At 70.3% G+C, this 24,818-nt stretch carries 21 protein-coding genes and 1 pseudogene; 15 read left to right on the top strand and 7 right to left on the bottom strand.

Annotated features, from left to right (window positions below):
• The first annotated feature begins 43 nt into the window (after positions 1–43).
• From O7R11_RS02520 to O7R11_RS02495, 6 genes are read left to right on the top strand one after another with little or no spacing between them, the layout of a single operon-like run.
• On the top strand, positions 44–1,372 hold the full coding sequence (locus O7R11_RS02520) for a M16 family metallopeptidase (protein WP_337995910.1): 1,329 nt from the start codon (positions 44–46) through the stop codon (positions 1,370–1,372).
• The gene (locus O7R11_RS02515) at positions 1,369–2,685 is read left to right on the top strand and encodes a M16 family metallopeptidase (RefSeq protein WP_337995909.1); all 1,317 of its coding nucleotides are present in this window, start codon (positions 1,369–1,371) and stop codon (positions 2,683–2,685) included. Before O7R11_RS02520 ends, O7R11_RS02515 begins: the two co-directional genes overlap by 4 nt.
• A complete protein-coding gene (locus tag O7R11_RS02510) occupies positions 2,682–3,440 on the top strand; it encodes a carbon-nitrogen hydrolase family protein (RefSeq protein WP_337995908.1) in 759 nt (252 codons plus the stop codon). The genes O7R11_RS02515 and O7R11_RS02510 overlap by 4 nt, the downstream gene beginning before the upstream one ends.
• Before the next feature lie 12 nt (positions 3,441–3,452).
• Complete coding sequence (locus tag O7R11_RS02505; RefSeq protein ID WP_337995907.1) at positions 3,453–4,598, top strand: NAD(P)/FAD-dependent oxidoreductase; 1,146 nt, start codon at positions 3,453–3,455, stop codon at positions 4,596–4,598.
• Positions 4,599–4,610: 12 nt separating this feature from the next.
• Complete coding sequence (locus O7R11_RS02500; RefSeq protein WP_337995906.1) at positions 4,611–5,096, top strand: very short patch repair endonuclease; 486 nt, start codon at positions 4,611–4,613, stop codon at positions 5,094–5,096.
• Complete coding sequence (locus O7R11_RS02495; protein WP_337995905.1) at positions 5,023–5,994, top strand: HNH endonuclease; 972 nt, start codon at positions 5,023–5,025, stop codon at positions 5,992–5,994. Before O7R11_RS02500 ends, O7R11_RS02495 begins: the two co-directional genes overlap by 74 nt.
• A gap of 8 nt (positions 5,995–6,002) precedes the next feature.
• On the opposite strand, the gene O7R11_RS02490 is transcribed toward O7R11_RS02495, so the two are convergent.
• Complete coding sequence (locus tag O7R11_RS02490) at positions 6,003–7,082, bottom strand: DNA cytosine methyltransferase (RefSeq protein ID WP_337995904.1); 1,080 nt, start codon at positions 7,080–7,082, stop codon at positions 6,003–6,005.
• A 251-nt stretch (positions 7,083–7,333) separates the two neighbouring features.
• Between O7R11_RS02490 and pgi the strand changes: the two are divergent.
• Positions 7,334–8,956 (top strand): annotated as a pseudogene (gene pgi, locus O7R11_RS02485) (glucose-6-phosphate isomerase); the annotation flags it as partial.
• Between the two features lie 98 nt (positions 8,957–9,054).
• Positions 9,055–10,857, top strand: coding sequence for a DNA mismatch repair endonuclease MutL (gene mutL / locus O7R11_RS02480; RefSeq protein ID WP_337995903.1), 1,803 nt, complete (start codon positions 9,055–9,057; stop codon positions 10,855–10,857).
• 3 nt (positions 10,858–10,860) lie between these two features.
• Here the strand turns inward: mutL and O7R11_RS02475 are convergent, their stop codons facing one another.
• Positions 10,861–12,108, bottom strand: a complete 1,248-nt coding sequence (locus tag O7R11_RS02475) for an MFS transporter (RefSeq protein ID WP_337995902.1) — start codon at positions 12,106–12,108, stop codon at positions 10,861–10,863.
• Positions 12,109–12,339: 231 nt separating this feature from the next.
• Between O7R11_RS02475 and O7R11_RS02470 the strand changes: the two genes are divergently transcribed.
• On the top strand, positions 12,340–13,584 hold the full coding sequence (locus O7R11_RS02470; RefSeq protein ID WP_337995901.1) for a class I SAM-dependent methyltransferase: 1,245 nt from the start codon (positions 12,340–12,342) through the stop codon (positions 13,582–13,584).
• A gap of 433 nt (positions 13,585–14,017) precedes the next feature.
• Here the strand turns inward: O7R11_RS02470 and O7R11_RS02465 are convergent, their stop codons facing one another.
• Positions 14,018–14,767, bottom strand: a complete 750-nt coding sequence (locus O7R11_RS02465; protein WP_337995900.1) for a sulfite exporter TauE/SafE family protein — start codon at positions 14,765–14,767, stop codon at positions 14,018–14,020.
• Positions 14,768–14,907: 140 nt separating this feature from the next.
• On the opposite strand from O7R11_RS02465, the gene O7R11_RS02460 reads away from it, so the two are divergent.
• Positions 14,908–15,798, top strand: coding sequence for a LysR family transcriptional regulator (locus tag O7R11_RS02460; RefSeq protein ID WP_337995899.1), 891 nt, complete (start codon positions 14,908–14,910; stop codon positions 15,796–15,798).
• Positions 15,799–15,815: 17 nt separating this feature from the next.
• On the opposite strand, the gene O7R11_RS02455 is transcribed toward O7R11_RS02460, so the two are convergent.
• From O7R11_RS02455 to O7R11_RS02440, 4 genes are read right to left on the bottom strand one after another with little or no spacing between them, the layout of a single operon-like run.
• A complete protein-coding gene (locus O7R11_RS02455) occupies positions 15,816–16,478 on the bottom strand; it encodes a histidine phosphatase family protein (RefSeq protein WP_337995898.1) in 663 nt (220 codons plus the stop codon).
• 7 nt (positions 16,479–16,485) lie between these two features.
• Positions 16,486–17,049: a 16S rRNA (guanine(966)-N(2))-methyltransferase RsmD gene (gene rsmD, locus O7R11_RS02450; RefSeq protein WP_337995897.1), complete on the bottom strand. Its 564-nt coding sequence runs from the start codon at positions 17,047–17,049 to the stop codon at positions 16,486–16,488.
• The gene (locus tag O7R11_RS02445; protein WP_337995896.1) at positions 17,046–17,987 is read right to left on the bottom strand and encodes a pseudouridine synthase; all 942 of its coding nucleotides are present in this window, start codon (positions 17,985–17,987) and stop codon (positions 17,046–17,048) included. Before O7R11_RS02445 ends, rsmD begins: the two co-directional genes overlap by 4 nt.
• 12 nt (positions 17,988–17,999) lie before the next feature.
• The gene (locus O7R11_RS02440) at positions 18,000–19,418 is read right to left on the bottom strand and encodes a hypothetical protein (protein ID WP_337995895.1); all 1,419 of its coding nucleotides are present in this window, start codon (positions 19,416–19,418) and stop codon (positions 18,000–18,002) included.
• Between the two features lie 123 nt (positions 19,419–19,541).
• Between O7R11_RS02440 and O7R11_RS02435 the strand changes: the two genes are divergently transcribed.
• From O7R11_RS02435 to O7R11_RS02415, 5 genes are read left to right on the top strand one after another with little or no spacing between them, the layout of a single operon-like run.
• Positions 19,542–19,994, top strand: coding sequence for a nucleoside deaminase (locus O7R11_RS02435; RefSeq protein ID WP_337995894.1), 453 nt, complete (start codon positions 19,542–19,544; stop codon positions 19,992–19,994).
• A gap of 23 nt (positions 19,995–20,017) precedes the next feature.
• Entirely contained in the window at positions 20,018–20,512 is a 495-nt protein-coding gene (locus O7R11_RS02430) for a hypothetical protein (protein WP_337995893.1), read from the top strand.
• Positions 20,509–21,216 carry a YfbR-like 5'-deoxynucleotidase gene (locus O7R11_RS02425; protein WP_337995892.1) on the top strand — a complete coding sequence of 236 codons (708 nt, stop codon included), beginning with the start codon at positions 20,509–20,511 and terminating at the stop codon, positions 21,214–21,216. The genes O7R11_RS02430 and O7R11_RS02425 overlap by 4 nt, the downstream gene beginning before the upstream one ends.
• Positions 21,217–21,247: 31 nt before the next feature.
• On the top strand, positions 21,248–22,396 hold the full coding sequence (gene lptF, locus O7R11_RS02420) for an LPS export ABC transporter permease LptF (protein ID WP_337995891.1): 1,149 nt from the start codon (positions 21,248–21,250) through the stop codon (positions 22,394–22,396).
• Positions 22,393–24,789 (top strand): LPS-assembly protein LptD, encoded by a 2,397-nt coding sequence (locus tag O7R11_RS02415; RefSeq protein WP_337995890.1) that lies wholly within the window; start codon positions 22,393–22,395, stop codon positions 24,787–24,789. The genes lptF and O7R11_RS02415 overlap by 4 nt, the downstream gene beginning before the upstream one ends.
• The last annotated feature ends 29 nt before the right edge of the window (positions 24,790–24,818 follow it).

Here is a 24,818-nt window from a genome sequence, read left to right as displayed (position 1 = left end):
CCGTCCCGCTTCAGCCGAAGGAGGATGCCGGATGCCGCTCCGCATGCCGCTTCGTCCGTTCATCTGCGCCGCGCTTTTCGCGGCGGTTCTGCCGCGCGCCGCGCTTGCCAAGGTGTTCGACCCCGCCGTCTTCACCCTGGCGAACGGCCTCACCGTGGTGGTGGTGGAAAACCACCGCGCGCCCATCGTCTCGCACATGGTGTGGTACAAGACCGGCGCCGCCGACGAGCCGCCGGGCAAGACCGGCCTTGCGCATCTGCTCGAACACCTGATGTTCAAGGGCACCCCCAAGGTGCCCGCCGGGGAATTCTCCAAGATCGTCGCGGCCAGGGGCGGCATCGACAACGCGATGACCAGCCGCGACTTCACCGCCTACTACCAGCGCATCGCGGCGCAGCACCTGCCCCTGGTGATGCGCCTGGAGGCCGACCGCATGGCGCACCTGAAGCTCGCCGAGGCGGACTTCGAAAGCGAGCGCGAGGTGGTGCGCGAGGAGCGCCGCCAGCGGGTGGAGAACGAACCCTCCGCCATGCTCTCCGAGCGGTTGTCCATGGCCCTGTGGATGAACCACCCCTACGCGCGCCCGATCGGCGGCTTCGATTCGGAGATCCGGGGGCTGACGCGCGCCGACGCGCTCGCCTTCCATAAGCGCTGGTACGCGCCCGACAACGCCATCCTGCTGGTGGCGGGCGACGTCACCCCCGCCTGGGTGAAGGAACTGGCGGAAAAGACCTTCGGGGCGATTCCGCGCGCCGGCACGCCAAAGCGCGTGCGCCCCACGCCGGAAGCGCCGCCCGCCGACATCCGCATCGCCTTCTCCTCGCCCCTGGTGCGCCAGGCGGCGTGGCGCCGCACCCAGATCGCGCCGTCGTGCGCCACCGCCGACGCCAGGACCGGCGCGGCGTTCGAGACGCTTTCCGACATCCTCGGCGGCGGCGCCACCAGCCGCCTCTACCGCAAGCTGGTGCTGGCGGACAAGCTCGCCGTCGGCGTCTCCGCCTACTACCGCGGCATGGCGCTGGGACCGGGCAGCTTCTCGGTGGCGGCCACCCCCGCGCAGGGGGTGAGCGTGGAGACCATCGACGCCGCGGTGGCCACGGAGATTTCCGCCATCGCCGAGCACGGCGTGACCGCGGAGGAACTGGCCCGCGCGCGGGAGCGCATGCTGGCGGCGCGCGTCTTCGCCCGCGACGACCTCTTCGCCGCGCCGCAGGCCCTGGCCGAGGCTCTGGCGGTGGGCTGCTCCATTTCCACCGTCGAGAATTTCGCCGAGGACGCGGCGGCGCTCTCCCCCGCCGACGTGCAGGCCGCCGCCCGCGCGCTCACCGGCCCCTATGCCCAGGGCATCCTCACTCCGGAGGCGCAGCGATGAAACGCATCCTCCTCGCCCTTCTGCTGCTGATCGCGCCGCTGCCCGCGCTGGCCGCGCCGGTGCAGGTGGTCGCCTCCCCCGGCGGCGTCACCGCCTGGCTGGTGGAGGACCACGCCAACCCGCTGGTCGCGGTTTCGCTGCTCTTCCGCGGCGGCGGCGCGGCCGCCGACCCGGCGGACAAGGCGGGCCTCGCCACGGTCGCCTCCGGCATGCTGGACGAAGGCGCGGCGGAGATGGACTCCCGGGCCTTCCAGGACCGCCTCGATGCGCTCAACGTTTCGATGAGCTTCTCCGCGGCGCGGGACAGTTTCTCCGGCGAGATGCTCACCCTCTCGGCGCACCGGGCGGAGGCGTTCGCGCTGCTGCGCGACGCGCTGACCCGCCCGCGCTTCGACGCCGAACCGCTGGAACGCATGCGCGCCGCCTTTCTCACCCGGCTGCGCCGCCAGCAGGAGAACCCGGGCAGCCGCGCCTCCCAGGCGCTGTTCGCCGCGCTCTTCCCGCAGCATCCCTACGGCCGCCCCACCGCGGGCACGGTGGAAGGGATCTCCGCGGTCGGCGCGGCGGACCTGCACGCCTTCGCGCGCAGCCGCTTCACCCGCGACCGCCTGATCGTCGGCGTGGTCGGCGACATCTCCGCCGCCGAGCTTGCGCCGCTGCTCGACGCCACGTTCGGCGGCCTGCCCGCAACCTCGCCGCTGCCGCCGGTGGCGGAGACCGCGCCCGCGCTTTCCGGCAAGACGCTGACCGTGGAGATGCCGGTGCCGCAGGCGGTGGCGATCTTCGCGCAAGCAGGGCCGGGCCGGGCCGATCCGGACTGGCTGCCCTTCCAGGTGATGATGTACGTGCTCGGCGACGGCGGGTTCTCCTCCCGCCTCACCGCCGAGGTGCGCGAGAAGCGCGGCCTCGCCTACGGTGTGGACGCGGGTTCCCTGCCCTTGGCGGATGCGCCGCTGGTGGCGGGCAGCGTCGGCACCCAGACCGCGAAGATCGGCGAGAGCATCTCGATCATCCGCGCCGAGTGGGAGAAGATGCGCGCCCATGGCGCGACCGCGGAAGAGGTGGAGAAGGCGAAGAGCTTCCTCGCCGGGTCCCTGCCGTTGCGGCTGAACTCCAGCCCGGCGATCGCGGGCACCCTCACCGCGCTGCTCTATTACCGCCTGCCGCCGGACGAGCTGGACCGCCGCGCCGCGGAGATCGCCGCGATCACCCCGGCGGACGTCGCCCGCGTCGCCGCCAAGTGGCTGACGCCGGATAAGCTCACCTTCGCCGTCGCCGGGGAAACCGCCAAGATGCATCTGGACGCACAATGAGGATCGCGCTTTTGCACCTCGACCTCGCGGTGGGGTCGGTCTCCCGCAATCTCGGCCTGATCGTCGAGGCCGCGTCGCGCGCCGCCGACGCCGGGGCGGACTGGATTCTCACCCCCGAGGTGGCGTTGCAGGGCTACTTCTTCACCGACGCCGACCCGGCCCCGATCATCCCCGCGATGCCGGGGCCGGAGATCGCGCCGCTTTCCGAACTGGCGCAGGCGCGGCAGCTCACCCTCTTCCTCGGCTGCGCGGAGCGGGACGCGGCGACCGGCCTCGCCCACAACAGTTGCGTCGTCCTCGGCCCCGAGGGCGCGGTGCTCGGCCGCCACCGCAAGCTGGTGGTGCACGGCCAAACCGAGGCGTGGGCGCGCCCCGGCGCGGCGCGGCGGCCGATCGCCTGCAACGGCGTTTCCGTCGGCGCGCTGGTGTGCGCCGACATGTGGTACGCCGAGAACCCGGCGGCGATGGCCGCGGCGGGGGCCGAGGTGCTGACCCTGGCCGCCGCCTGGCCGCCCGGGCCGATGGGCCCGAACGGCGCCTGGGAGCGCGCCTCGGCGGAGACCGGGCTGCCGGTGTTCGTGTGCAACCAGACCGGCCGCCACCGCATGGACATGACCCGTGCGGAAAGCGCGGTGATTACCGGCGGCGCGCGCCGCCTCACCTACAGCGGCGCGGACCCGGCGATCCTGCTGTTCGACTGGGACAAGGAAACCGGCCTCGCGACGGAAGGGGATTTCCGCCGCATCCCGGCATAGGGGGAGCGCATCGTGGAACAACTGGACGTCGCGGTGATCGGCGCGGGGGTGGTGGGGCTGGCGGTCGCCCGCGCCTTCGCCCGGGCGGGGCGCGAGGTGGTGATCCTGGAACGGGCGGAGAGCTTCGGCGCCGGGGTGAGTTCCCGCAATTCCGAGGTGCTGCACGCCGGACTCTACTACCCCACGGATTCGTTGCGCGCCGCGGTGTGCGCGCCGGGGCGGAAGCGCCTCTACGCCTATTGCGCCGAACGCGGCATCGCGCACAAACGCTGCGGCAAGCTGCTGGTGGCCGCCGACGCGGCGCAGGCGGAACGCCTGCCCGGCATCGCGGCGCAGGCCGCGGCCAACGGCGCGGAGGATTTGCGCCTCGTCTCCGCCGCCGGGGCGCGGCGGATGGAACCGGCGCTTTGCTGCGCCGCGGCGCTCTTCTCCCCCGGCACCGGCATCATCGACAGCCACGGCCTGATGCTCTCGCTGCTCGCCGACGCCGAGGCGGCGGGCGCGGCGCTGGCGGTGATGACCCCGGTCTCCGCCATCGTGCCCGACGGCGGCGGCGCGGTGCTGCACTGCGGCGCGGGCGCGGACGCCTTCGCCGCACGGGCGAACCTCGCGGTCAATTGCGCGGGCCTGGGCTCCGTGCCGCTCGCCGCCGGGGCCTGGGGGAAGAACGCCAAGCGTCCCTGCCCGCGCCGTCACATGGCCAAGGGCAACTACTTCTCGCTCGCGGGCCGGGCGCCGTTCTCGCGGCTGATCTATCCGCTGCCGGAGCCGGGCGGCCTGGGCGTGCACCTGACGCTCGACCTCGCCGGGCGCGGCCGCTTCGGCCCCGACGTGGAGTGGATCGACGAGGAGACCTACACCGTGGACCCGGCGCGCGGCGAAGCGTTCTATGCCTCGATCCGCCGCTATTGGCCGGGCCTGCCCGACGGCGCGCTGGCCCCCGACACCTGCGGCATCCGCCCGAAGATCTTCGGCCCCGGCGAACCCACCGCCGACTTTCTCGTCGCCGGGCCGGAAACCCACGGCATCCCCGGGGTGATCCACCTGCTCGGCATCGAAAGCCCCGGCCTCACCGCCTGCCTCGCGCTGGCCGACCACGTCGCCGCGCTGGCCGGGAGCGAAAAAACCGCGACGAGCCGGAGCGTGAAGTCAACCTAGGGCGATTTACGGATGGACCGCTTTCCCGCCGACAAACGTCATGCGATCATGCGTGCGGTGAAGGGCAAAAACACCAAGCCCGAGCTCATCGTCAGACGCATGTTGCACCGGCTCGGATTCCGGTTCCGCCTCCATCGGCCCGATCTTCCCGGTCGCCCCGACGTCTATCTTCCCAAACACCGTACGGCGATTTTCGTCAACGGCTGCTTCTGGCATGGGCATGAAGGATGCAAACGGGCGACGATTCCCGCCACACGAACCGAGTTCTGGGCCGCCAAGATTTCCGCCAACAAAGAACGCGACCGAAAGACCGTCGCTTCCTTGGAACAAGTCGGCATACGGGTTTTGGTTGTCTGGACGTGTGAGATGCGGGATGAATCGATGTTGGAGAACAGGTTACGATCCGCACTGGGGGAGAGCCTCAATGGCCAGACGTTCGAAGACCCGCGATCCGGAAGCGTTGCGTCGGAAACTGATCGGTCTTCTCAGCAGATTTGAAGATCATCTGAAAAGTGACGGGCTTCGCGAGCAGGTTCGTGCCCTCATCCCCGTCAATCACACCCTCCGCGATCTGGGCTGCTCTCTCCTTCAGGACGATACCACGCATTCCGCGCGTCAACGCATCCTGGCTTACCTTCGTCGGTTTGCCGGGCAGATCGTCGATGGTGACGAGTTGATGGTCGTCGCAGGAATCAGTGAGTACGCACGTCGTATACGCGAACTCAGGGTGCAGGAAGGTTGGCCCATCCTCAGCGGGGCAACCGTTAAGCAACTTAGGGACCGCGACCCCGACGAAGCGGGGCCGGTTCCCGAAGATATTCCGCCGGAGATGAAACCGGATCAATATCTCCTTCAGCAGGATGCTCCGGACCGCGATGCCGCGTATCGCTGGCATATAGCGAACGGGATTCGGAAAAAGAAAGGCGCCGTTCAAGACAAGCTCCTTGAGTATTTCCGAAAAAACGTCGGACAGCGAATTACCAGCGAAGAGTTGCGATACGTCGCGGGGAACCGATCCGAATGGGCAAGGCGGACACGTGAACTACGAACCGAAGAAGGGTGGCCCATCGTCACCTGCTTCAACGGCGATCCGTCGCTGCCCGTCGGGGTATACGTACTTGTGCGAGATGTGCAAGGCCCTGCTCATGATCGCCATATCAAGGAAATCGTCCGCCGCGAGGTGCTGCAAAGAGACGGTCATCGATGCCGGTGGGCCGGGTGCGGCTGGTCTCAAGCGGACTACGATAAAGACCCGCGCTACCTCGAAGTCCACCACATCCGGCACCATGCCGCCGGCGGATCGAATGACGGCGACAACCTCGTAACGCTGTGCAACCTGCATCACGACATGGTGCACGGCGGAGAATCGTTGGACATAACCTCTCTATCGGAATAGCGGCCCCATCATGCGGCGTGTCGCTTTTTCGTCGCATCAAGAAACGCTTTGACGGTCAGCGCAACGGCACCGGCGAGGGGCGGCGGCACCGCATTGCCGATCTGCCGAGCCACTTCGACCTTGCTCCCCACAAACTCGAAATCGTCGGGGAACCCCATCAATCGGGCCGCTTCTCGATGGGTGATCGGGCGGTGTTGCTCCGGATGGAGATAGCGCCCTTTTTCCGGCTTGAAGAACTCGGTCCGGATCGTAACCGAGGGGCGATCCCACCACAGACGGCCGAAGAGGTCCGTACCGCCGGATGTCTTCTTAATCCAACACGGCGGCGTGATCTCGGGTGCATTTCGCTGGAGATCGAAGCGATTGCCTCCCGGAGGCACGGCTCGATACCGACGCAAACTCACCGCCGTAGGCGTCCGGCCGAAGTGAAGGTCGAGGGGGCCGGGAAGGTCGCGGATTTCCGTACCGATAGGCACGGGAAGGTCTGCAATGGCCTCGCGCACGGTTCGCCATGACGGCAACTTCGAACCGAGTTGCGGTGCGGCATGCGTTTGAGACGGTGGGAATTGGGGCACCGACCGGGCATCGGCCCGGTATCCGATAATGACCGCTCGCCGACGAGTCTGGGGTGCTCCGTAATCGGCCGCCAGCAACACTCCGGAAACGACTTCGAAGCCCATGTCCTTCGCGCGGCGAACTATCTCCTCATACTCCGGCGAGGATCGCAGTTCGGCGACGTTTTCGATGACGAATGCCTGCGCTTCGGCACGTTCCACGAAGTCCATATACGGCTGCCAGAGTTGACGGCGTGCGTCTCCCTGTCTCCGCTTATTCAGCAGAGAAAACCCTTGGCAGGGTGGACCGCCGATGACGACGTCCGCCTTCGGAATAGGACGGTCGGAAGCCAGCCACTCCTCGATATCCGCGCATACGCCGTGATCGCCGAAATTCGCGCAGTAAGTCTTCACGGCCGCCGGATCGAGGTCCATCGCCAGCACACTCCGAAACCCGCCGCCGAATCGACGGTCGGTGAATCCGAGGCTGAGCCCGCCGGCACCGGCGAACAGATCGATCAACTTGTAGGCCATGTGCACTCCACTTCAAACCCACCTATTGTGTATGAGGCGACCAGCATACGCAATATATTCACCGTCCGGATCATGCCGTAAACCACACCAAGCTGGAATCTTAATATGAAACGACATCGGAGCGATAACGGTTCTTCCCCGCACGCCTCCGGGTGACGGCGGGGGGTGGGGTCTGTTAGACTCGCTCCATAAACCGGTTTCTTCCGTCCCGCCTTCGTGGTCGAGGTGCCGCCATGTCCTTTCCCGCTTCGTTGCCCGCCCTGCCCGGCACTCCGGCCTGGCGGGCGCTCGCCCGTCACCGCGCCGCGCTCTCCGGCCGCCGCATCGCCGAGATGTTCGCCGACGATCCCGGGCGCTTCGCCGACCTGTCGCTCTCGCTCGATACGGCGCGCGGGCCGTTCCTCCTCGACCTGTCGAAGAACGCGCTCACCGCCGAGACCCTGGACCTGCTCGCCGCGCTCGCCGCCGAGTGCGGCCTGGCGGAGCAGGTTGCCGCGATGTTCGCCGGAGAGGCGATCAACGCCACGGAGAAGCGCGCCGCCTTCCACGTCGCGTTGCGCGCCGGGGCGGATGCGCCGCCCGAGGTGCGTGAGGTTCTGGACCGCATCGCCGATTTCTCCGCCGCGGTGCGCGCGGGCGACTGGCGCGGCGCCACCGGCAAGGCGGTGACCGACGTGGTCAACATCGGCATCGGCGGCTCCGACCTCGGCCCGGCGATGGTATGCGGCGCGCTCGCCGCGTTCGGCCGCGACGATTTGCGCGCCCACTTCGTCTCCAACGTCGATGCCGCCCACATCGCGCGCACCCTGCGCGGGTTGGACCCGGAGACGACGCTTTTCATCGTCACCTCCAAGACCTTCACCACCCAGGAGACCCTGCGCAACGCCACCACGGCGCGCGGCTGGCTGACCGGCCATCTCGGCGAGGCGGCGGTGGCGCAGCACTTCGTCGCGGTGTCCACCAATGCGGCGGCGGTTTCCGCCTTCGGCATCGACACCGCCAACATGTTCGGCTTCTGGGATTGGGTGGGCGGCCGCTATTCCCTGTGGTCGGCGGTGGGGCTCTCCATCGCCATCGCCGTCGGCTTCGAGGCATTCGAGGCTCTGCTGGCCGGGGCCCGTACCATGGACGAGCACTTCCGCGATGCGCCGCCCCTGGAGAACCTGCCGGTGGTCCTCGCGCTCGCCGGAATCTGGAACCACAGCGCGCTCGGCATTCCGGCGCTCGCGGTGCTGCCCTACGACCAGATGCTCGCCCGCCTGCCCGCCTACCTGCAACAGTTGGAGATGGAGAGCAACGGCAAGGGGGTGACGATGGCGGGCGCGCCGGTGGCGGCGGCCACCGCGCCGGTGCTGTTCGGCGAGCCGGGAACCAACGGCCAGCACTCGTTCTACCAGCTTCTCCACCAGGGCACGCGGGCGGTGGCCTGCGACTTCATCGTCGTCGCCCACTCCCACTACGAGATCGCCGACCACCAGCCGATGCTGCTCGCCAACGCGCTCGCCCAGGCCGAGGCGCTGATGCGCGGCCGCAGCGCGGCGGAGGCGAAGGCGGAGATGCTGGCCAAGGGCACGCCGCTCGCCGAGGCGGAGCGCCTGGCGCCGCACCGCGCCTTCCCCGGCGACCGGCCCTCCACCACCATCCTGCTGCCGCGGGTGACGCCGGAGACCCTGGGCATGCTGCTCGCGCTCTATGAGCACAAGGTGTTCGTGCAGAGCGCGGTCTGGGGGATCAACGCCTTCGACCAGTGGGGTGTGGAACTGGGCAAGCAGATGGCCGGGGCGATTCTCCCCGAGTTGATGGGCGGCGAGCCGAGGCCGCACGACGGCTCCACCGCCGCGCTGATCGGCCTCGTCTGCGCTCTGCGCGCGCCCGAGGGCGCGGGCGACGCCGACGAAGGCGACGACGAGGAAGGCGACGCCGACGACGGCCCGGGCGGCGACGCCGACAGCGGCGACGGAGGCGGCGAAGGGTGAACATCCGCCTTCTCCCCCCCGATCTGGTGGACCGCATCGCCGCGGGCGAGGTGGTGGAGCGCCCCGCCGCCGCGGTCAAGGAGCTGGTCGAAAACGCGCTCGACGCCGAGGCCGCGCGCGTCGCGGTGATCCTCCGCGACGGCGGGCGCAGCCTGATCGCGGTCACCGACGACGGCTGCGGCATGACGGCGGAGGAACTGGCGCTGGCGGTGGAACGCCACGCCACCTCCAAGCTGCCGACCGGCGACCTCACCCACATCGACCACTTCGGCTTCCGCGGCGAGGCGCTGCCTTCGATCGGCGCGGTCTCCCGCCTCACCCTCACCTCGCGCACCGCGGCGGCGGACTCCGCCTGGACGCTCACGGTGGAGGGCGGCGCGAAGGGCCGCGCCGAACCCGCGGCGCACCCGCCGGGCACCCGCGTCGAGGTGCGCGACCTCTTCTACGCCACGCCGGCGCGGCTGAAATTCCTCAAGGCGCCGCGCACCGAGGCGGCCCACGCGCTGGACGCGGTGACGCGCCTCGCCATGGCGCACCCGCAGATCGGGTTTTCCTTCTCCGACGACGGGCGCGAGCGCCTCTCCCTGCCGCCGGAGAAGGGCGACCTGTTCGACGCCCGCCTCGCCCGGCTGCGCCGCATCCTCGGCCGCGACTTCGCCGAGAACGCGGTGGCGGTGGACATCGACCGCGAGGGCCTGCGCCTCACCGGCTATGCCGGGCTGCCCACCTTCAACAAGGGCACGGCGCAGGAACAGTACCTTTTCGTCAACGGCCGCCCGGTGCGCGACCGCCTGCTGCTCGGCGCGGTGCGCGGCGCCTACCGCGACGTGCTGGCGCACGACCGCCACCCGGTGGTGGCGCTGTTCCTCACCGTCGATCCGGAGTTCGTCGATGTCAACGTCCACCCCGCCAAGGCGGAGGTGCGCTTCCGCGAGCCGGGGCTGGTGCGGTCCCTCATCGTCTCGGGGCTGAAGGCGGCGATCGGCGGGGCCGGGTTCCGCGCCGCCGATGCGGCGGAGCGCGCGCTCGCCGCCTTCCGCCCGCAGGGGGGAAGCAGCGGCTTCGGCCGTCCCGGCCCCGCCGCCGGGCCGCGCGCCGCGCTCGACGCGGCGATTTCCTTCCAGGCTCCGGCGGGGCTTGCCGAGGCGCTGCCCGGCCTTTCCCTGCCGCCCGGCGGCGCGGTGCGCGGCAGCGGCGACGCGCCGGTGGAGCCGCCGCAGGACTATCCCCTCGGTCAGGCGCGGGCGCAACTGCACGAAACCTACATCGTCGCCCAGACCGCCGACGGCCTGGTGATCGTGGACCAGCACGCGGCGCACGAGCGCATCGTGCTGGAGCGCATCAAGGCGGAGATCGCCGCCGCCGGGGTGAAACGCCAGGTGCTGCTGCTGCCCGAGGTGGTGGAGATGACCGCGGCGGAGGCGGAGCGCGTCGCCGCGCGCGGCGCGGAACTGGCGGCGTTCGGCCTCGTCGTCGAGCCCTTCGGCGAGACCGCCCTGGTGGTGCGCGAGATTCCCGCCGCGCTGGGGGCGGCGGACGTGCGCGCCCTGGTCAAGGACATTGCCGACGGCCTTCTCGAATGGGACGACGCCACCGCGCTCACCGACCGCCTGGAGCGCGTGCTCGCCACCATCGCCTGCCACGGCTCGGTGCGGGCGGGCCGCCGCCTCTCGGTGGAGGAGATGAACGCGCTGCTGCGCCGGATGGAAGTGACGCCGCGCGCCGGGCAGTGCAACCACGGCCGCCCGACCTGGGTGGAGCTGAAACTTGCCGACGTGGAGCGCCTGTTCGGGCGCTGACCCCTATTCCGCGCCCGCTTCCGCGCCCGCGGTGGCGGCGGCGCGGGCCTTGCGCCGCGCCTCCAGCTTCGGCTTTTCGATGTTCGGCAAAAACACCGTCAACAGGCCGATGGCGGGCAGGAAGGAACACAGGTAATAGACGAAGCGGATGCCGTGGACATCCGCCACCTGGCCGAGAATCGCCGCGCCGAGCCCCCCCATGCCGAAGGAGAAGCCGAAGAACAGACCGGCGACGGTGCCCACCCTGCCGGGCACCAGCTCCTGCCCGTAGACGATGATCGCGGGAAACGCCGAGGCGAGGATGAGGCCGATGACCACGGAGAGGATCGGCGTCCAGAACAGGTTGGCGTAGGGCAGCATCAGGGTGAACGGCAGCACGCCGAGGATCGAGCACCAGATCACCATCTTGCGGCCGAAGCGGTCGCCCACCGGCCCGCCGATCAGGGTGCCCACCGCCACCGCGCCGAGGAAGACGAAGAGATAGACCTGCGAGGCGCGCACCGAAACGTGGAACGTCTCCATCAGGTAGAAGGTGTAGTAGCTGCTCAGGCTGGCCATGTAGACGTTCTTGGAGAACACCAGCATCGCCAGCAGGCCGAGGGTGAGCAGCACCTTGCGCTTCGGCAGCACCAGGCTTTCCACCGCCGCCGCGGGCTTCTTCGCCGCGTTGGCGCGCGCCACCTGGTACCAGTCGCCCACCCGCCACAGCACCACCGCGGCGATCAGCGCCGCGGCGCAGAACCACGCCACCGAGCCTTGCCCGTTGGGCACCACGATCAGCGCGGCCAAGAGCGGCCCGAGCGCGGTGCCGGAATAGCCGCCCAACTGGAAAACCGACTGCGCCAGGCCGAAGCGCCCGCCCGACGCCATGCGCGCGACGCGCGACGACTCGGGGTGGAAGACCGAGGAGCCGATGCCCACCACCGCCGCCCCGGCGAGCAGCAGGCCATAGCTCGACGCGGTGGCGAGCAGCAGCAGCCCGGCGAAGGTGGAGCCCATGCCCAGCACCAGGGAGAACGGCTGCGGCTTGCGGTCGGTGTAGAAGCCCACCCACGGCTGCAACAGCGACGCGGTGAGCTGGAAGGTGAGGGTCAAAAGGCCGATCTGGCCGAAATCGAGGCCGTAGTCCGCCTTCAGCATCGGATAGATCGCGGCCAGCAACGACTGCATCATGTCGTTGAGCATGTGACAGAAGCTCAAAGCCAGAAGCACCGCGACGGCGGCGCCTCCGGCGGCGGCGGGCTGGCGCACGGCGGCCTCCGGAAGAAAAATGGGCGGATCGTATGCAATACTGCTGTCACAATGCGGCCCGCCTGTCCACGGGAAATCGAGGGCCGCACCACGGTGCGGCCTGCGCATGGTAAAAATGCAACGAACGGTTTGCATACCGGCGCGGCAAGGCGCATATGCTTGATCACAAGGGATAAGGGCAAGAGGGGACCGAACGCCGTATTCGGGCTTTCCGGTGCGAAGGAGGCCGGTATGTTGTTTGAACTGTTCCTACGTCGTTTGATCCGGTTGGGCGACCTGACGGTGACCAGACCCGACGGTTCGTCCTTTCACATCGCGGGCGGCCCCATCGCCGCCCTGCCCGCCGCCGACCGTCCGGCCCCTGTGCATCTGCGCTTTTCCGACCCGCGGGTCGTCCGCCGCCTGCCCTGGCACCCGGCGCTCGCCTTCGGCGAGGGATTCATGGACGGCGCCATCACCCTCGAGGAAGGCACGCTGCGCGACCTCGTGGCGCTGTTCATAATCAACTTCGAACGGCTGCAGGACTCGCCCCGCGTGCGCCTCTCCGGAGTGCTCGCCCGCCTGGTGCGGCGGGCGCACCAGAACAACCCGGTGAAGCGCTCCAAGGCCAACGTCGCCCACCACTACGACCTGCCGCCCGAGCTCTACGACGCCTTCCTCGATGCCGACCGGCAGTATTCCTGCGCCTACTACCCCACCGGCAACGAAACCCTGGAGCAGGCCCAGGCGGCGAAGAAACGCCACATCGCCGCGAAGCTTCTGCTCCAGCCGGGGCAGCGCGTGCTCGACATCGGCTGCGGCTGGGGCGGCATGGCGCTGACGCTGGCGAAGGACTACGGCGCCGACGTCACCGGCATCACGCTGTCCGAGCACCAGCTCGCCATCGCGCGGCAGCGCGCCGAGGCCGCCGGACTGTCGGACCGCGTCCGCTTCGAACTCGTGGACTACCGCCAGCTCAAGGGCCGCTACGACCGCATCGTCTCGGTCGGCATGTTCGAGCACGTCGGGGTGCGCTTCTACCGCACCTTCTTCCGCGCCGTGCGCGAGCACCTCGCCGACGACGGCGTGGCGCTGCTGCACACCATCGGCCGCAGCGAGCCGCCGGGCGACACCAACGCCTGGATCCGCAAGTACATCTTCCCCGGCGGCTACATTCCCGCGCTCTCCGAGGTGATGGCGGCGGTGGAACGCGAACGCCTGGTGCTGTGCGACCTCGAAGTGCTGCGCCTGCACTACGCCGAGACCCTCAAGCACTGGCAGGACCGCTTCCAACGGCACCGCGCCGAGATCGCCGCGATGCTCGACGAGCGCTTCTGCCGGATGTGGGAGTTCTACCTCGTCGGCTCGGAGATGTCGTTCCGCCACGAGAACATGGTGGTCTTCCAGTTACAGCTTTCCCGCTCCAAGACCGCGGTGCCGGAAACCCGCGACTACATGTGCGCCTTCGAGGCCAGCCACCCGCTGCCGATGCCATGAGTCCGCGCGGGACGTCGGCCATCTTCAGCGACCAGAACACCGTCTTGGCGTTCACCTCGTGCGGCTCGTTGTGAATGGTCTCGCCCGATGCGCAGGCGGCCTCGGCCAGCCGGGCAATCTCGTCATCGCAGCATTCGCCGGAAAAGACCTCGGTGACGGCGTCGACATGGCCCGCCATCACCTCGGAGGCCCGCGCCTTCAGCGTCTTGACGACGACCTTGCCCAACAGGACCAGGGCGTGCCGGCCCAGGCGTGCGGTCTCTTCTCCCAGGGTGTCGATGGCGCCGGCGCCCCGAACGTATCGGGATGGAAAAATCGCAGTTGTCGGCATGGCTGCATCCTCTGCAAAGAAGGCCGACCGCACCGACCGGGCCGATGCGCCGTGCGCGGCATGGCGGCAGGCGAAGACGGAACATACACGCGGAATCGCCGGTCAGAACACCTGACGCAGCGCCATCTCCGCACCCAGCGCCAGAAGGCAGGCGAGGAATCCGCGGCGGAACGCCACTGGTCCGATTCTGCCGCGGAGAACCTGACCCGCCCACATGCCGCCGAGCGCGGGAAGAACCGCAAACGCGGAAAGCGCCAGATTGTCGAGCCGAAGGCTGCCGTGCGCGCCGAGTCCGGCGGCCAGGGCGATGGTGGAGACGGTGAAGGAGAGCCCCAACGCCTGGATCAGTTCGTCCTTTTCGAGTCCGAGGGCCTGAAGGTAGGGGACCGCCGGAATCACGAATACGCCGGTCCCGCCGGCGACCAGCCCCGTCGCCGCGCCGACGGCGGGGGAGAGCCACCGCTCCCAACGCGCCGGGATGCGGAGCTGGCGGGCGAGAAGCGTATAGCCCGCATAGACGACGAGCGCGCAGCCGAGCGCCGCCGTGGTGAAGCGGGCATCGCCCCCGGCAAGCCAGGAGGACCCCGCCAGCGTGCCCGCGACGACCGCAAGCATCATCGGTCCGAGTCTGCGCAGAAGCGGGGAAAAACCAGGCCCGGCGAGAAGCTGCCAGACATTGGTGACGAAGGATGGAACCAGCAGCAGGCTCGCGGCGGCCAGGGGGGAGATCAACGCGCCGAGAATGCCCATCGCCATCGTCGGCAACCCCATGCCGGTCACGCCCTTGACGATGCCCGCCGCGAAAAAGGTCGCGGCGATGGCGGCGAACGGAAACGGTGGCTCCTCGAACATGCGGCGGGTCCCTCCCTGCGATGGCGGCGGCAAAATCCGGACGCCCCTCACGATACGGAAGCCGGGTGCGCCGACAATGCGGATGATCCGTCATCTGCCTTCGTCTGGACCGAAGGCAGATTCGGCGGTATCCTGACCGCATGCGCTTCGACCTGACCGATCTTCGCCTGTTCCTCGCCGTGGTGGATGCCGGCAGCATCACCCACGGCGCGGCGGAGGCCGGACTTTCCCTGGCGGCGGCGAGCGAACGGCTGCGCGATATGGAGACGGTCGGCCGGGTCGTGCTGCTGGAACGCGGGCGGCGGGGCGTGACGCCGACCGAAGCCGGGGAGACGCTGGCGCATCATGCCCGCGCCATCCTTCAACAGATGACGCGGATGCGCGGCGAACTGGGGGAATACGCAAAGGGCGTGCGCGCCACCGTTCGCGTCCTGGCGAACACCGCGGCGATGACCGAATTCCTTCCCGACCGCCTGTCCCTCTGGATGGCCGAGAATCCGCAGACCGACCTCGACCTGAAGGAACGTCAGAGCGGCGAGATCGCCCGGAGCATCGCGGCCGGTCTTGCCGACATCGGCGTCCTCTTCGAGACGGCCGGAACCGAAGGACTGACGCTGCGGCCGTTCGCGGTCGACCGGCTGGTCGTGGTGGCCGCGCACGGCCACGACCTGGCCGCGATGGCGCGGGTGCGCTTCGCCGACCTGCTCGACCGGCATTTCATCGGCCTCGCCGCAGGCGCGCTGCAGGACCATATCGACGCGCGGGCGGCGATGACCGGCGCCCGTCTCAAATTCCGCGTGAAGCTGCGCACCTTCGACGGCATTTGCCGGGCCGCGGGCAACGGCGCGGGCATCGGCATCGTCCCGGAAGCCGCCGCCCGCCGCTGCCGGAGATCGGCGCGGATTGCCGTGATCCGCCTTGCCGACGCGTGGGCGACACGGCGGCTGTCGGTCTGCGCCCGCAGCGAAGAGGAATTGACGCCGCCGGCGGCAAGCCTGTTCCGGCACCTGGCGGCGAATCCGGTTTCCTGAATTCCGGGCAGATCGCCTCAGATCCGCACGCGCCGCCCGGCGTCGCGGCAGCCGTAGCGCGCGAGGAGGCCGGGCTCGGCGGGCAGCGGCGTCGCGCCGCCGTCCGCCAGGAGGATCGCGGTGGATTGCGGGTCGTCGTAGGCGAACACCGCCTGCGGCTCCGCGCCGGTGCAGATGCCCCGCAGCACCCGCCCGCAGCCGCCGTGCGCCATGACGATCGCCGTCCGGTCTGCCGTCAGGCCGTGCAGCCAGTCCCGCAGCCGCTCCGCCACCGCGGCGAAGCTCTCGCCGCCGCCGGGAATGGCGAAGCTCCAGCGGTCGGCCGCCTCCATTTCCTTGTCCTCGCGATAGCGCACGCCGACCTCGGCGCTGGTCAGGCCCTCCCAGCGCCCGTAGGCGCGCTCCATCAGCCGCTCGTCGAAGCGCACCGCCTCGTACGGCAGGCCGAGTTCCTCGCAGAGAATCGAGACGGACTGCCGCGTCCGGGGCAGCGGGCTGGACCACACCCGGCAGAGGGAGAGATCGCGCAGGCGCGGCCGCAGGGACTGGGCGATGGCGCGGATCTGCCCCACTCCGGTCAGGGTCAGCGGCGAATCCTGCTGTCCCTGGTAGCGCGCGACGCGGTTCCATTGGGTCTCGCCGTGGCGCAGCAGAACGATCTCCGGGAAGGCGGCGGTCATGGCGGCGTCACTCCGCGCGGTAGCGGAGGAAGGCGACGGCGGCCTTGCCGTAGATGCGGTGATCGTCCTCGGCGAAGCCCTCGGGCCAGGCGGGGCGGTCGGCGGCGGCGGTTTCCACCACCGCCAAAGCGCCGGTGCGCAGCCAGCCCGCCGCGGCGGCGGAGGAAAGCGCGGCGGCGGCGATGCCGAGGGCGTAGGGCGGATCGAGGAAGACCAGGCCGCACGGCACGTCGGCGCGCGGCAGGTGGGTGGCGTCGGCGGCGAGCACCGCGGTTTCCGCCTGCGCCTTCATGCCCCTGATGTTGGCGGCGAGCGCGGCGAGCGCGGCGGGGGCGCGCTCGACGAAGGTGACGTGCGCCGCGCCGCGGGACAGCGCCTCCAGCCCCAGCGCGCCGGTCCCGGCGCAGAGGTCGAGCACCCGCGCGCCGGTGAGCGAGAAGTCGTGCGGCGGGTAGCGGTGCAGCAGGATGTTGAACACCGATTCCCGCGCGCGGTCGGAGGTGGGGCGCACGTCCTCCCCCGCCGGGGCGGCGAGGAGGCGGCCACGGTACTTGCCGCCGACGATTCTCATGGCTTGCGCGGCCCCTTGCCGCGTTTGCCGCGTTCGTCGCCCTCGGGGTCGAAGCGGTGCGGCCTGGGCAAGCGCCGCTTGCGCGCGCCGGGCCGCGCCTCGGCGGCGGGGGTCTCGGCCTTTTTGCCGGGCGGCGGCGGCGCGCCGTCGCGCTCGCGGCGGCGGCGTTCGCGGCCCGCCTCGGCGGCGGAGGGCAACTGCGCGCGCACCGCGCCGCCCAGGGTCTCGCGCAGCACCTTGGGCGGAATTTCCGCCGCGCCGCCGGGCGGCAGGTCGCCCAGGGTGAAGGGGCCGTAGTGCACCCGGATGAGGCGGTTGACGGTCAGCCCGATCGCCTCCATCAGGCGGCGGATCTCGCGGTTCTTGCCCTCGGTGAGGGTGACCTCCAGCCAGGCGTTGGCCCCCTGTTGGCGTTCCAGCGTCGCCTGCACCGGGCCATAGCGCACGCCGTCCACGGCGATGCCCGCGGCGAGGCGCTCCAGGTCCTCGGCGCGCGGCGCGCCGTGCACCCGCACGCGGTAGCGCCGCGACCACGCGTTGGCGGGGAGTTCCAGCTTGCGCGCCAGTCCGCCGTCGTTGGTGAGCAGCAAAAGCCCCTCGGAATTGAGGTCGAGGCGGCCCACCGAGATCACCCGCGGCAGGCCCGCGGGCAGGTTGTCGAACACCGTGGGGCGGCCCTCCGGGTCCTTGTGGGTGGTGACCAGGCCGATCGGCTTGTGGTAGCGCCACATCCGCGGCGGCGTCTTCTCCGGCAGGGGCGCGCCGTCCACCGTCACCACGTCGCCGGGGGAGACCAGGGTCGCCGGGGTCTCGACGCGGCGGCCGTTGAGCGCCACCCGCCCCGCGGCGATGCGCGTCTCCGCCTCGCGGCGGGAGCACACGCCCGCGCGCGCCATCACCTTGGCGATGCGCTCGCCCTTCTCCGGGGTATCGGTCATCGGGGCCTCCGTTCAGACGCCGCCGCGGCGCGGCGCGGGCGCTTCCGCCAGTTCCGGCGCATTGCCGTGGCCGGGCATCGGGCCGCCCGCCACCGCACCGGCGGAACGCGGCGGCAGGGCGGCGGAAAAACGCGTCCGCACGGGCGGCGCGGGCATTTCGGCGGCGAAGCGCGGCGCGGCCGTCTGCGGGCGCAGGCTGCCCGCGGCGCGGTCGGCGGGCACCTGGGTATAGGCGATCTCCAGCGCCGCGGCGGCTGCGGCGGCGCTCGCCGCGGGCAGCGGCGCGGCGGCGGGCAGGTCCGGACCGCCGCTCCACCCCCAGGGGACGAGGACCGGCGCGCCCGCATAGTCGGCGGAGGCGTCGGCGCGGGCGGCCATCGCATCGCGCAACGCCGCGGCGCGCGCGGGCGCGCCGAGGGGCGGCGCCTTGGCCGGTTCCGCGCCCGCAAGCCCGGCATCCACCCACGGCAGGACGAGGCCGCCGCCCGGCAGCACGGCATGGGCGAGCGCGGCGCGGATATCCTCCGCCGAGGGTTCGGCGCGGCGCACCGCCACCGGGGCATGGCCCTTCGGGTCCGGCTTGCGCGGAATGGAGAGCGGCGACAGGGCGCGGGCGGGCGCGGCGGCGCGCACCACCTCGGGCGTCAGGGAGGCGAAGCGCGCCAGTTCGCGCGTAAAAGCCTGCGACAGGCGGCGGTGCAGCGCGCCCACCGACGCCGCGGCGCGGCCGGGGCGCGGGTAGAACAGGCCGGGATTGCTCGCCGCCGCATCGGGGAAGACATCCGCCGCCGCCGCTTCCGGCGTCCTGGCCGCGGCGCGCAGAAGCTGCACCGCGCCCTGCGCGCCGAGGAAGTGGGCGATGTAGAGTTCCTCCGGCGTCACCTTGCGCCTCAGCGCGCGGCGCAGGGTCCCGCGGTTCTCGCGGGTGTATTCGGCGGCGAGGTGCGCGGCAAGCTCCGGGTCGTGGCGCAGGTTGAGGATCAGCCGCCCGGCATCGCCGGCGGGCACCGAAAGCCCGCCCCTGGGCGAGCGGACGATCAGCGCCGCAAGCTCGCCCTGGCCATAGGCCGCGCCGTGGCGCGCGAACAGATCGAGCCAGGTCTGGCGGGTGAACTGAAAGATCCCCGCGGCGCTGGAGGACGGCGCATCGGCGAAGGAATCGAAACCGCTTTCGCGGTAGGCCTTGGCGAGCAGGTAGGGAAAGGCGACGCCGCTGCTGCGGCTGGCGGCGCGGATCGCGGACAGCACCCGCGCCTCCACCAGGGTGCCGCCCACATCCACGTCGCCGTCGGGGGTGACGAAGGCGAGGTCGGCCGCGGCGAAGGCGTTGCCCATCGCCGAGGCCGGAACGCCTGCGGCCAACGCCGCGAGCAACGCCGCGGCGAAGGCACCCTGTCGTCGTGCCCTGTTCATGGGAATCAGATTAAGCATCGGTTGGTTAGTATTTCCCTAAGCGCGCGCCTGTTCGCCGTCTTGACCGCGCGGCCTCGCTTGCCGCACTGTGACCGCATGCATACGACCGAGTCAACGCCGATTCCCGCCGCAGCGGACTACATGGACCGGGCCCTCGCGCTGGCCCGCGCCGCCGCCGCCGCGGGCGAGGTGCCGGTCGGCGCGCTGGTGGTGGAGGCCGCCACCGGCCGCGTGCTCGCCGCCGCCGCCAACCGCACCGAGGCCGACGCCGACCCCACGGCCCACGCCGAGATTCTCGCCCTGCGCGCCGCGGCCGCCGCCACCGGCGCGCCGCGCCTGCCGGAGTGCGACCTCTACGTCACCCTGGAACCCTGCGCGATGTGCGCCGCGGCGATCGCCTTCGCACGCATCCGCAGGCTCTATTTCGGCGCCTTCGACCCCAAGGGCGGCGCCGTGGACCACGGGCCGCGGCTGTTCTCGCAGCCCACCATCCACCACGCGCCCGAAGTGGTGGGCGGGGTGCGCGAGGCCGCTTGCGCCGCCCTGCTCAAGGACTTTTTCGCGGCGCGCCGCGGCGGCGCGGAGAGCGGTTGATCCGCCGCCGGAAAGCCGCGATCATGACCCCCATGCACAACCTCGGACGCCCCAAGATGCCGTTTGCCTTCCGCCTGCCGCTCGCCCTCGCCTGCGCGGTCGCGCTCGCCGCGCCCGCCGCCGCCGCCGAGGGCGGCGGCGCCGCCAAGACCGCCTTCGGCCCCGGCGAGCGCGAGTTGCAGCTTGCGCCGATGTGGGTGCCGGTGGCCGGGCTGAAGCCGCGGCGGCCGGGCATTCCCGCCTATCGCCCGCTGACCCTGGTCCTCACCTCGGAGGACGGCGGCATGATCGCGATGTGCCACAAGCTGCCCTACCTCACCGAGGCCTTCCTCTTCGAACTCTTCCGCGAGGACATTCCGGGGAAGGGCGGCCACATGGACACCACCGGCCTCGGCGAACGCCTGCTCGCCGCCGCGTCCGCCGCCGCCGGCCCCGGCGTGGTGAAGGCGGTGCAGGCGGTGGACGGCACGCCCTACCCCTCGAAGAGCAACCAGGACATCCTGGCGTTGTGCCAATGACCGAACCGCGCGCCCCGCTTCTGACCGCATCGGCGCGCCGCGCCCTGGACGAACAGGCGCCGCGCACCTGGCAGCGCATGCTCTCCGGGCGCAGCCTCAACCTGATCGACCCCTCGCCCTTGGACATCGACATCGCCGACATCGCGCTCGGGCTGTCGCGCAACGCCCGCTGGAACGGCCAGACCAACGGCGACCACGCCTGGTCGGTGGCGCAGCACGCGCTCTTCGTCGTCGATATCCTGGCGCGCGCGCGGCCGGAGAGTCCCTCCTGGGTGCTGCTCGCCGCGCTTCTCCACGATGCGCCGGAATACGTCACCCACGACCTGATCACCCCCTTGAAGGCCGCGGTCGGCGACGTCTTCCGCGAGATCGAAACCCGCCTGCAGGAGGCGGTGCACCTCGCCTTCGGACTGCCCGCGCGGCTGCCGCGCGGCATCAAGGCGCAGATCAAGCAGGCCGACCTCGTCGCCGGGGCCACCGAGGCGGTGCAGCTCGCCGGGTTCACCGCCGAGGAGGTGAAGGGCCTTCTGCGCATCAAGGCCGCGCCGCTCGCCGGCGTGGTTCTCGAACCCTGGCCGTGCGCCGCCGCCGAGGCCGCCTTCCGCAAGCGTTTCGACGCGCTCTACCGCAGCCACCGCCACGGCCGCGCGCAAACCGCCGGGAAAGCCGAAACCCCGCCCCCTTCCGGAGAATTCCGGTTCTAATGTCGCGGCGCTGCCTCTATACTCCGCCGCCATGATGCGGGGCATAACACGCTATATCCTGAAGCAGCTGACGATCGGCATGGTGCTGGTCACCGTCGGCATGTCCGTGCTGCTGTGGCTCAGCCAGTCGCTGCGCTTCATCGACCTGATCGTCAACAAGGGCCTGTCGGTCGTCCTCTTCCTCAAGCTCACCTCGCTGCTGCTGCCCGGCTTCCTCATGGTGGTGCTGCCGATCGCGGTGTTCACCGTGGTGCTGTTCGTCTACAACAAGCTCGCCTCCGACCGCGAACTGGTGGTGATGCGCGCCACCGGGATGAGCCAGTGGGACCTCTCCAAGCCCGCGCTCGTCCTCGCCGCGCTGGCGATGGCGCTGTCTTGCGCGCTCTCTCTGTGGATCGCGCCCGCCTCGGTGAAGACCTTCCGCGAGATGCAGTGGACGATCCGCCAGGACGTCACCCATCTGGTGCTGAAGGAGGGCGAGTTCACCGACATCGGCGACGGCATCGTGGTCTTCGTCAGCGACCGCGACGCCGACAACGTGCTCACCAACGTGCTGATCTCGGACTCCAGCATGCCCGGCAAGGCGATCACGGTGATGGCGGAAAAGGGCGCCCTGGTCTCCGGCTCGGCGGTGCCGCGCATCCACCTGATCAACGGCAACCGCCAGGAATACGACCCGGCGACGCACGCCTTCACCATCCTCTATTTCGACTCCTACACCGCCGAGTTCGGCGATTCCCACCCCTCCGACGAGGTGCGCTTCCGCGACGCGCGCGAGCGCACCCTGACCGAGCTGTTCACCGAAACCACGGCGGACTCCGGCAAGGGCGGAATTCCCCTCAAGCCCATGGACATCCGCCGCTTCCGCGTCGAAGGGGTGCAGCGCCTGCTGTTGCCGCTGCAGGCGGTGGGCTTCGCCCTCCTGGCGCTCGCCGGGTTGCTCGGCGGCATGTTCAACCGCCGCGGCCAGGGCCTGCGCATCGCCGCCACCGTCGGCGTGATGGTGATTTTCCAGGCCGCGGCGCTCGGCATCAACAACCTCGCCGGGCGGTCGCTGCTGTTCCTGCCGCTGCTGCCGTTCTTGACGCTTCTGCTGATTGTTATTCCCGCCTACCTTTTGTACCCTGTGCACCGGCGCGCCCGCGAAGCGGGCCTTTCAACCGGGGTGACGGGATCGTGAACTTTTCCAGCCGATTGGCGGCCCTGCCGGTGCTCCTCCTGTCCGCCTCCCCGGCGTTCGCCGCGGACCCGACGTTCGCCTCGGCCTATGCGGAAGGCCCCCTCGGCCCCACCGCGCTGATCGACCCGGCCGCGCCGCCGCAGCCGCCCGCGGAAACGCAAGGGCAGCCCGGAGAGGCGCAGGAGCAGGCGCAGACCGCCGCGCCCCGCAACGACCGGGGGCCCGACACCGAGGCGCCGGTGGCGCTTGCCGCCGACGAGGTCACCCACGACAAGACGCTGAACATCGTCACCGCGCGCGGCGACGTGGAGATCGAGCAGGCGGGCTACGTCCTCTATGCCGACACGGTGAGCTACAACGTCGGCCAGGACATCGTCACCGCCACCGGCAACGTCTCGCTGATCACCCCCCAGGGCGACGTGATCTTCGCCGACTTCATGCAGCTCACCGACAAGATGAAGGCGGGCGCGATGCGCGACCTCCTGATGGTCGCGAGCGACCTGTCGCGCACCAAGGCGCGCGGCGCGAAGCGCTCGGTGGGCAAGGCCGGGCAGCAGGTCAACGAGCTGGACCACGGGGTCTACAGCCCCTGCGACGTCTGCGCCGGCAAGAAGGACCCGCTCTGGCAGATCAAGGCCGCCGAGGTGATCCACGACGAAGGCACGCACGAGGTGGTCTACCACGACGCCTGGATCGACATGTTCGGCTACCCCGTCGCCTACACCCCCTATCTCTCCCACGCCGACCCGACGGTGAAGCGGCGCAGCGGCCTGCTCTACCCGAGCTACGGCAACTCCTCCACCCTCGGCACCTTCGTCCGCACCCCCTACTACTGGGTGACCTCGGAGAATTCCGACGTCACCCTGACGCCGATGCTGACCTCGGACATGCCCTCGGTGATGATCGCGGAATACCGCCAGAACCTCGCCGACGGCAGCTTCATCCTCGACGCCAGCGGCCGCATCGGCGGCGAGACCCCGGGCTACAGCTACACCGACGACTACGGCGTCCTGCATCAGAGGCCGGAGCGCGACGGCGACCGCGGCCACCTCCGCCTGCGCAGCGAATGGGACATCAACGACACCTGGCGCTCCACCACCGACCTGCGCGCCGTCTCGTCGGACACCTACCTCAGGCGCTACAAGCTGGACAACCGCACCGACTACATGACCGGCAAGAACGCCCCGCGCCTCGAGGACGGCTCCTTCCTGACCAGCCGCGCCACCCTGGAAGGATTCGCAGGCGACGACTACGCCCGCATCGAGGCCGTGGCCTTCCGCGAGTTGCGCGCCCTCACCGACCCGGTGAAGAACCCCTTCGCCCTGCCGCGCGCAAGCTGGAGCCACACCGGCGAGCCCGGCGTCAAGGGCGGCTACTGGACCACCCAACTCTCCACCGCGGCGCTCACCCGCACCTCCGGCACCGACAGCTACCGCATCTCCGGCGACGCCATCTGGACGCTGCCCTACGTCGCGCCCTCGGGCGAGCACTACACCCTCACCACCGCGCTGCGCACCGACGTCTACGAGGTGGACGACTATCTGAAGACGGACGGCAGCACGTTCACCGGCACTGCCGGCCGCATCGTCCCCGAGGCGTCGCTGCGCTGGAGCTGGCCGTTCGCCAGCGCGGGCGAATACACCACCCAGGTGATCGAGCCGGTGGTGGTGGGATCGATCTCGCCGCGCGGCGGCAACCCCACCACCATCCCCAACGAGGACAGCCGCGACCTCGACTTCGACGACACCCAGGTGCTCTCCGCCAACCACTTCATCGGCCGCGACCGCATCGAGACCGGACCCAGGGCATCCTACGGGGTGAACTGGAACACCTACATGACCGGCACCTCGAACGTCTTTTCGGCCTTCCTCGGCCAGACCTGGCGGGCATACCGCGATGCGGTGTTCGACGAAACCACCTCGGGTATCCGCGAGGGCCTGTCCGACTACGTCGGCCGCCTGCGCTACCAGTACGGCAACAACTTCTTCGCCAACTACCGCTTCCGCCTGAACCAGAGCGACTTCGATGTGGTCGGCAACGACATCACCGTCGGCGGCGGCGGCGAAGCCTTGCGGCTCTCCATGAGCTACATCAACGACCGCCGCCTGGTGCAGCAGTACGACAACCTCACCGAGGATGTGGAGCAGGTCGCCTTCTCCGCCATGGCGTACCTCACCCGGGACTGGTCGTTCGGCGTCTCCACCAGCCACAGCCTCACCGGCGACGCCGGACCGCGCGCCCTCTCCTCGTCGGCGATCTACGAAGACGAATGTTTCCGGCTGCGCTTCACCGGAAGCAAGGACTACACTTCCGACCGCGACGCAGAGAGCGGCTGGTCCGTCCTCATGATGCTCACCTTCAAGACCATGGGCGACACTCAGTTCAGCCTCTAGACAGAAAACGGGCAGACGCGATGAAACCT

This window comes from Oleispirillum naphthae, from assembly GCA_027864655.1.
GTDB classification, from domain to species: Bacteria; Pseudomonadota; Alphaproteobacteria; order Rhodospirillales; family Rhodospirillaceae; genus Oleispirillum; species Oleispirillum naphthae.
Note: the sequence above shows the minus strand (reverse complement) of the source record. Positions and strands in the feature narration are given on the sequence as shown.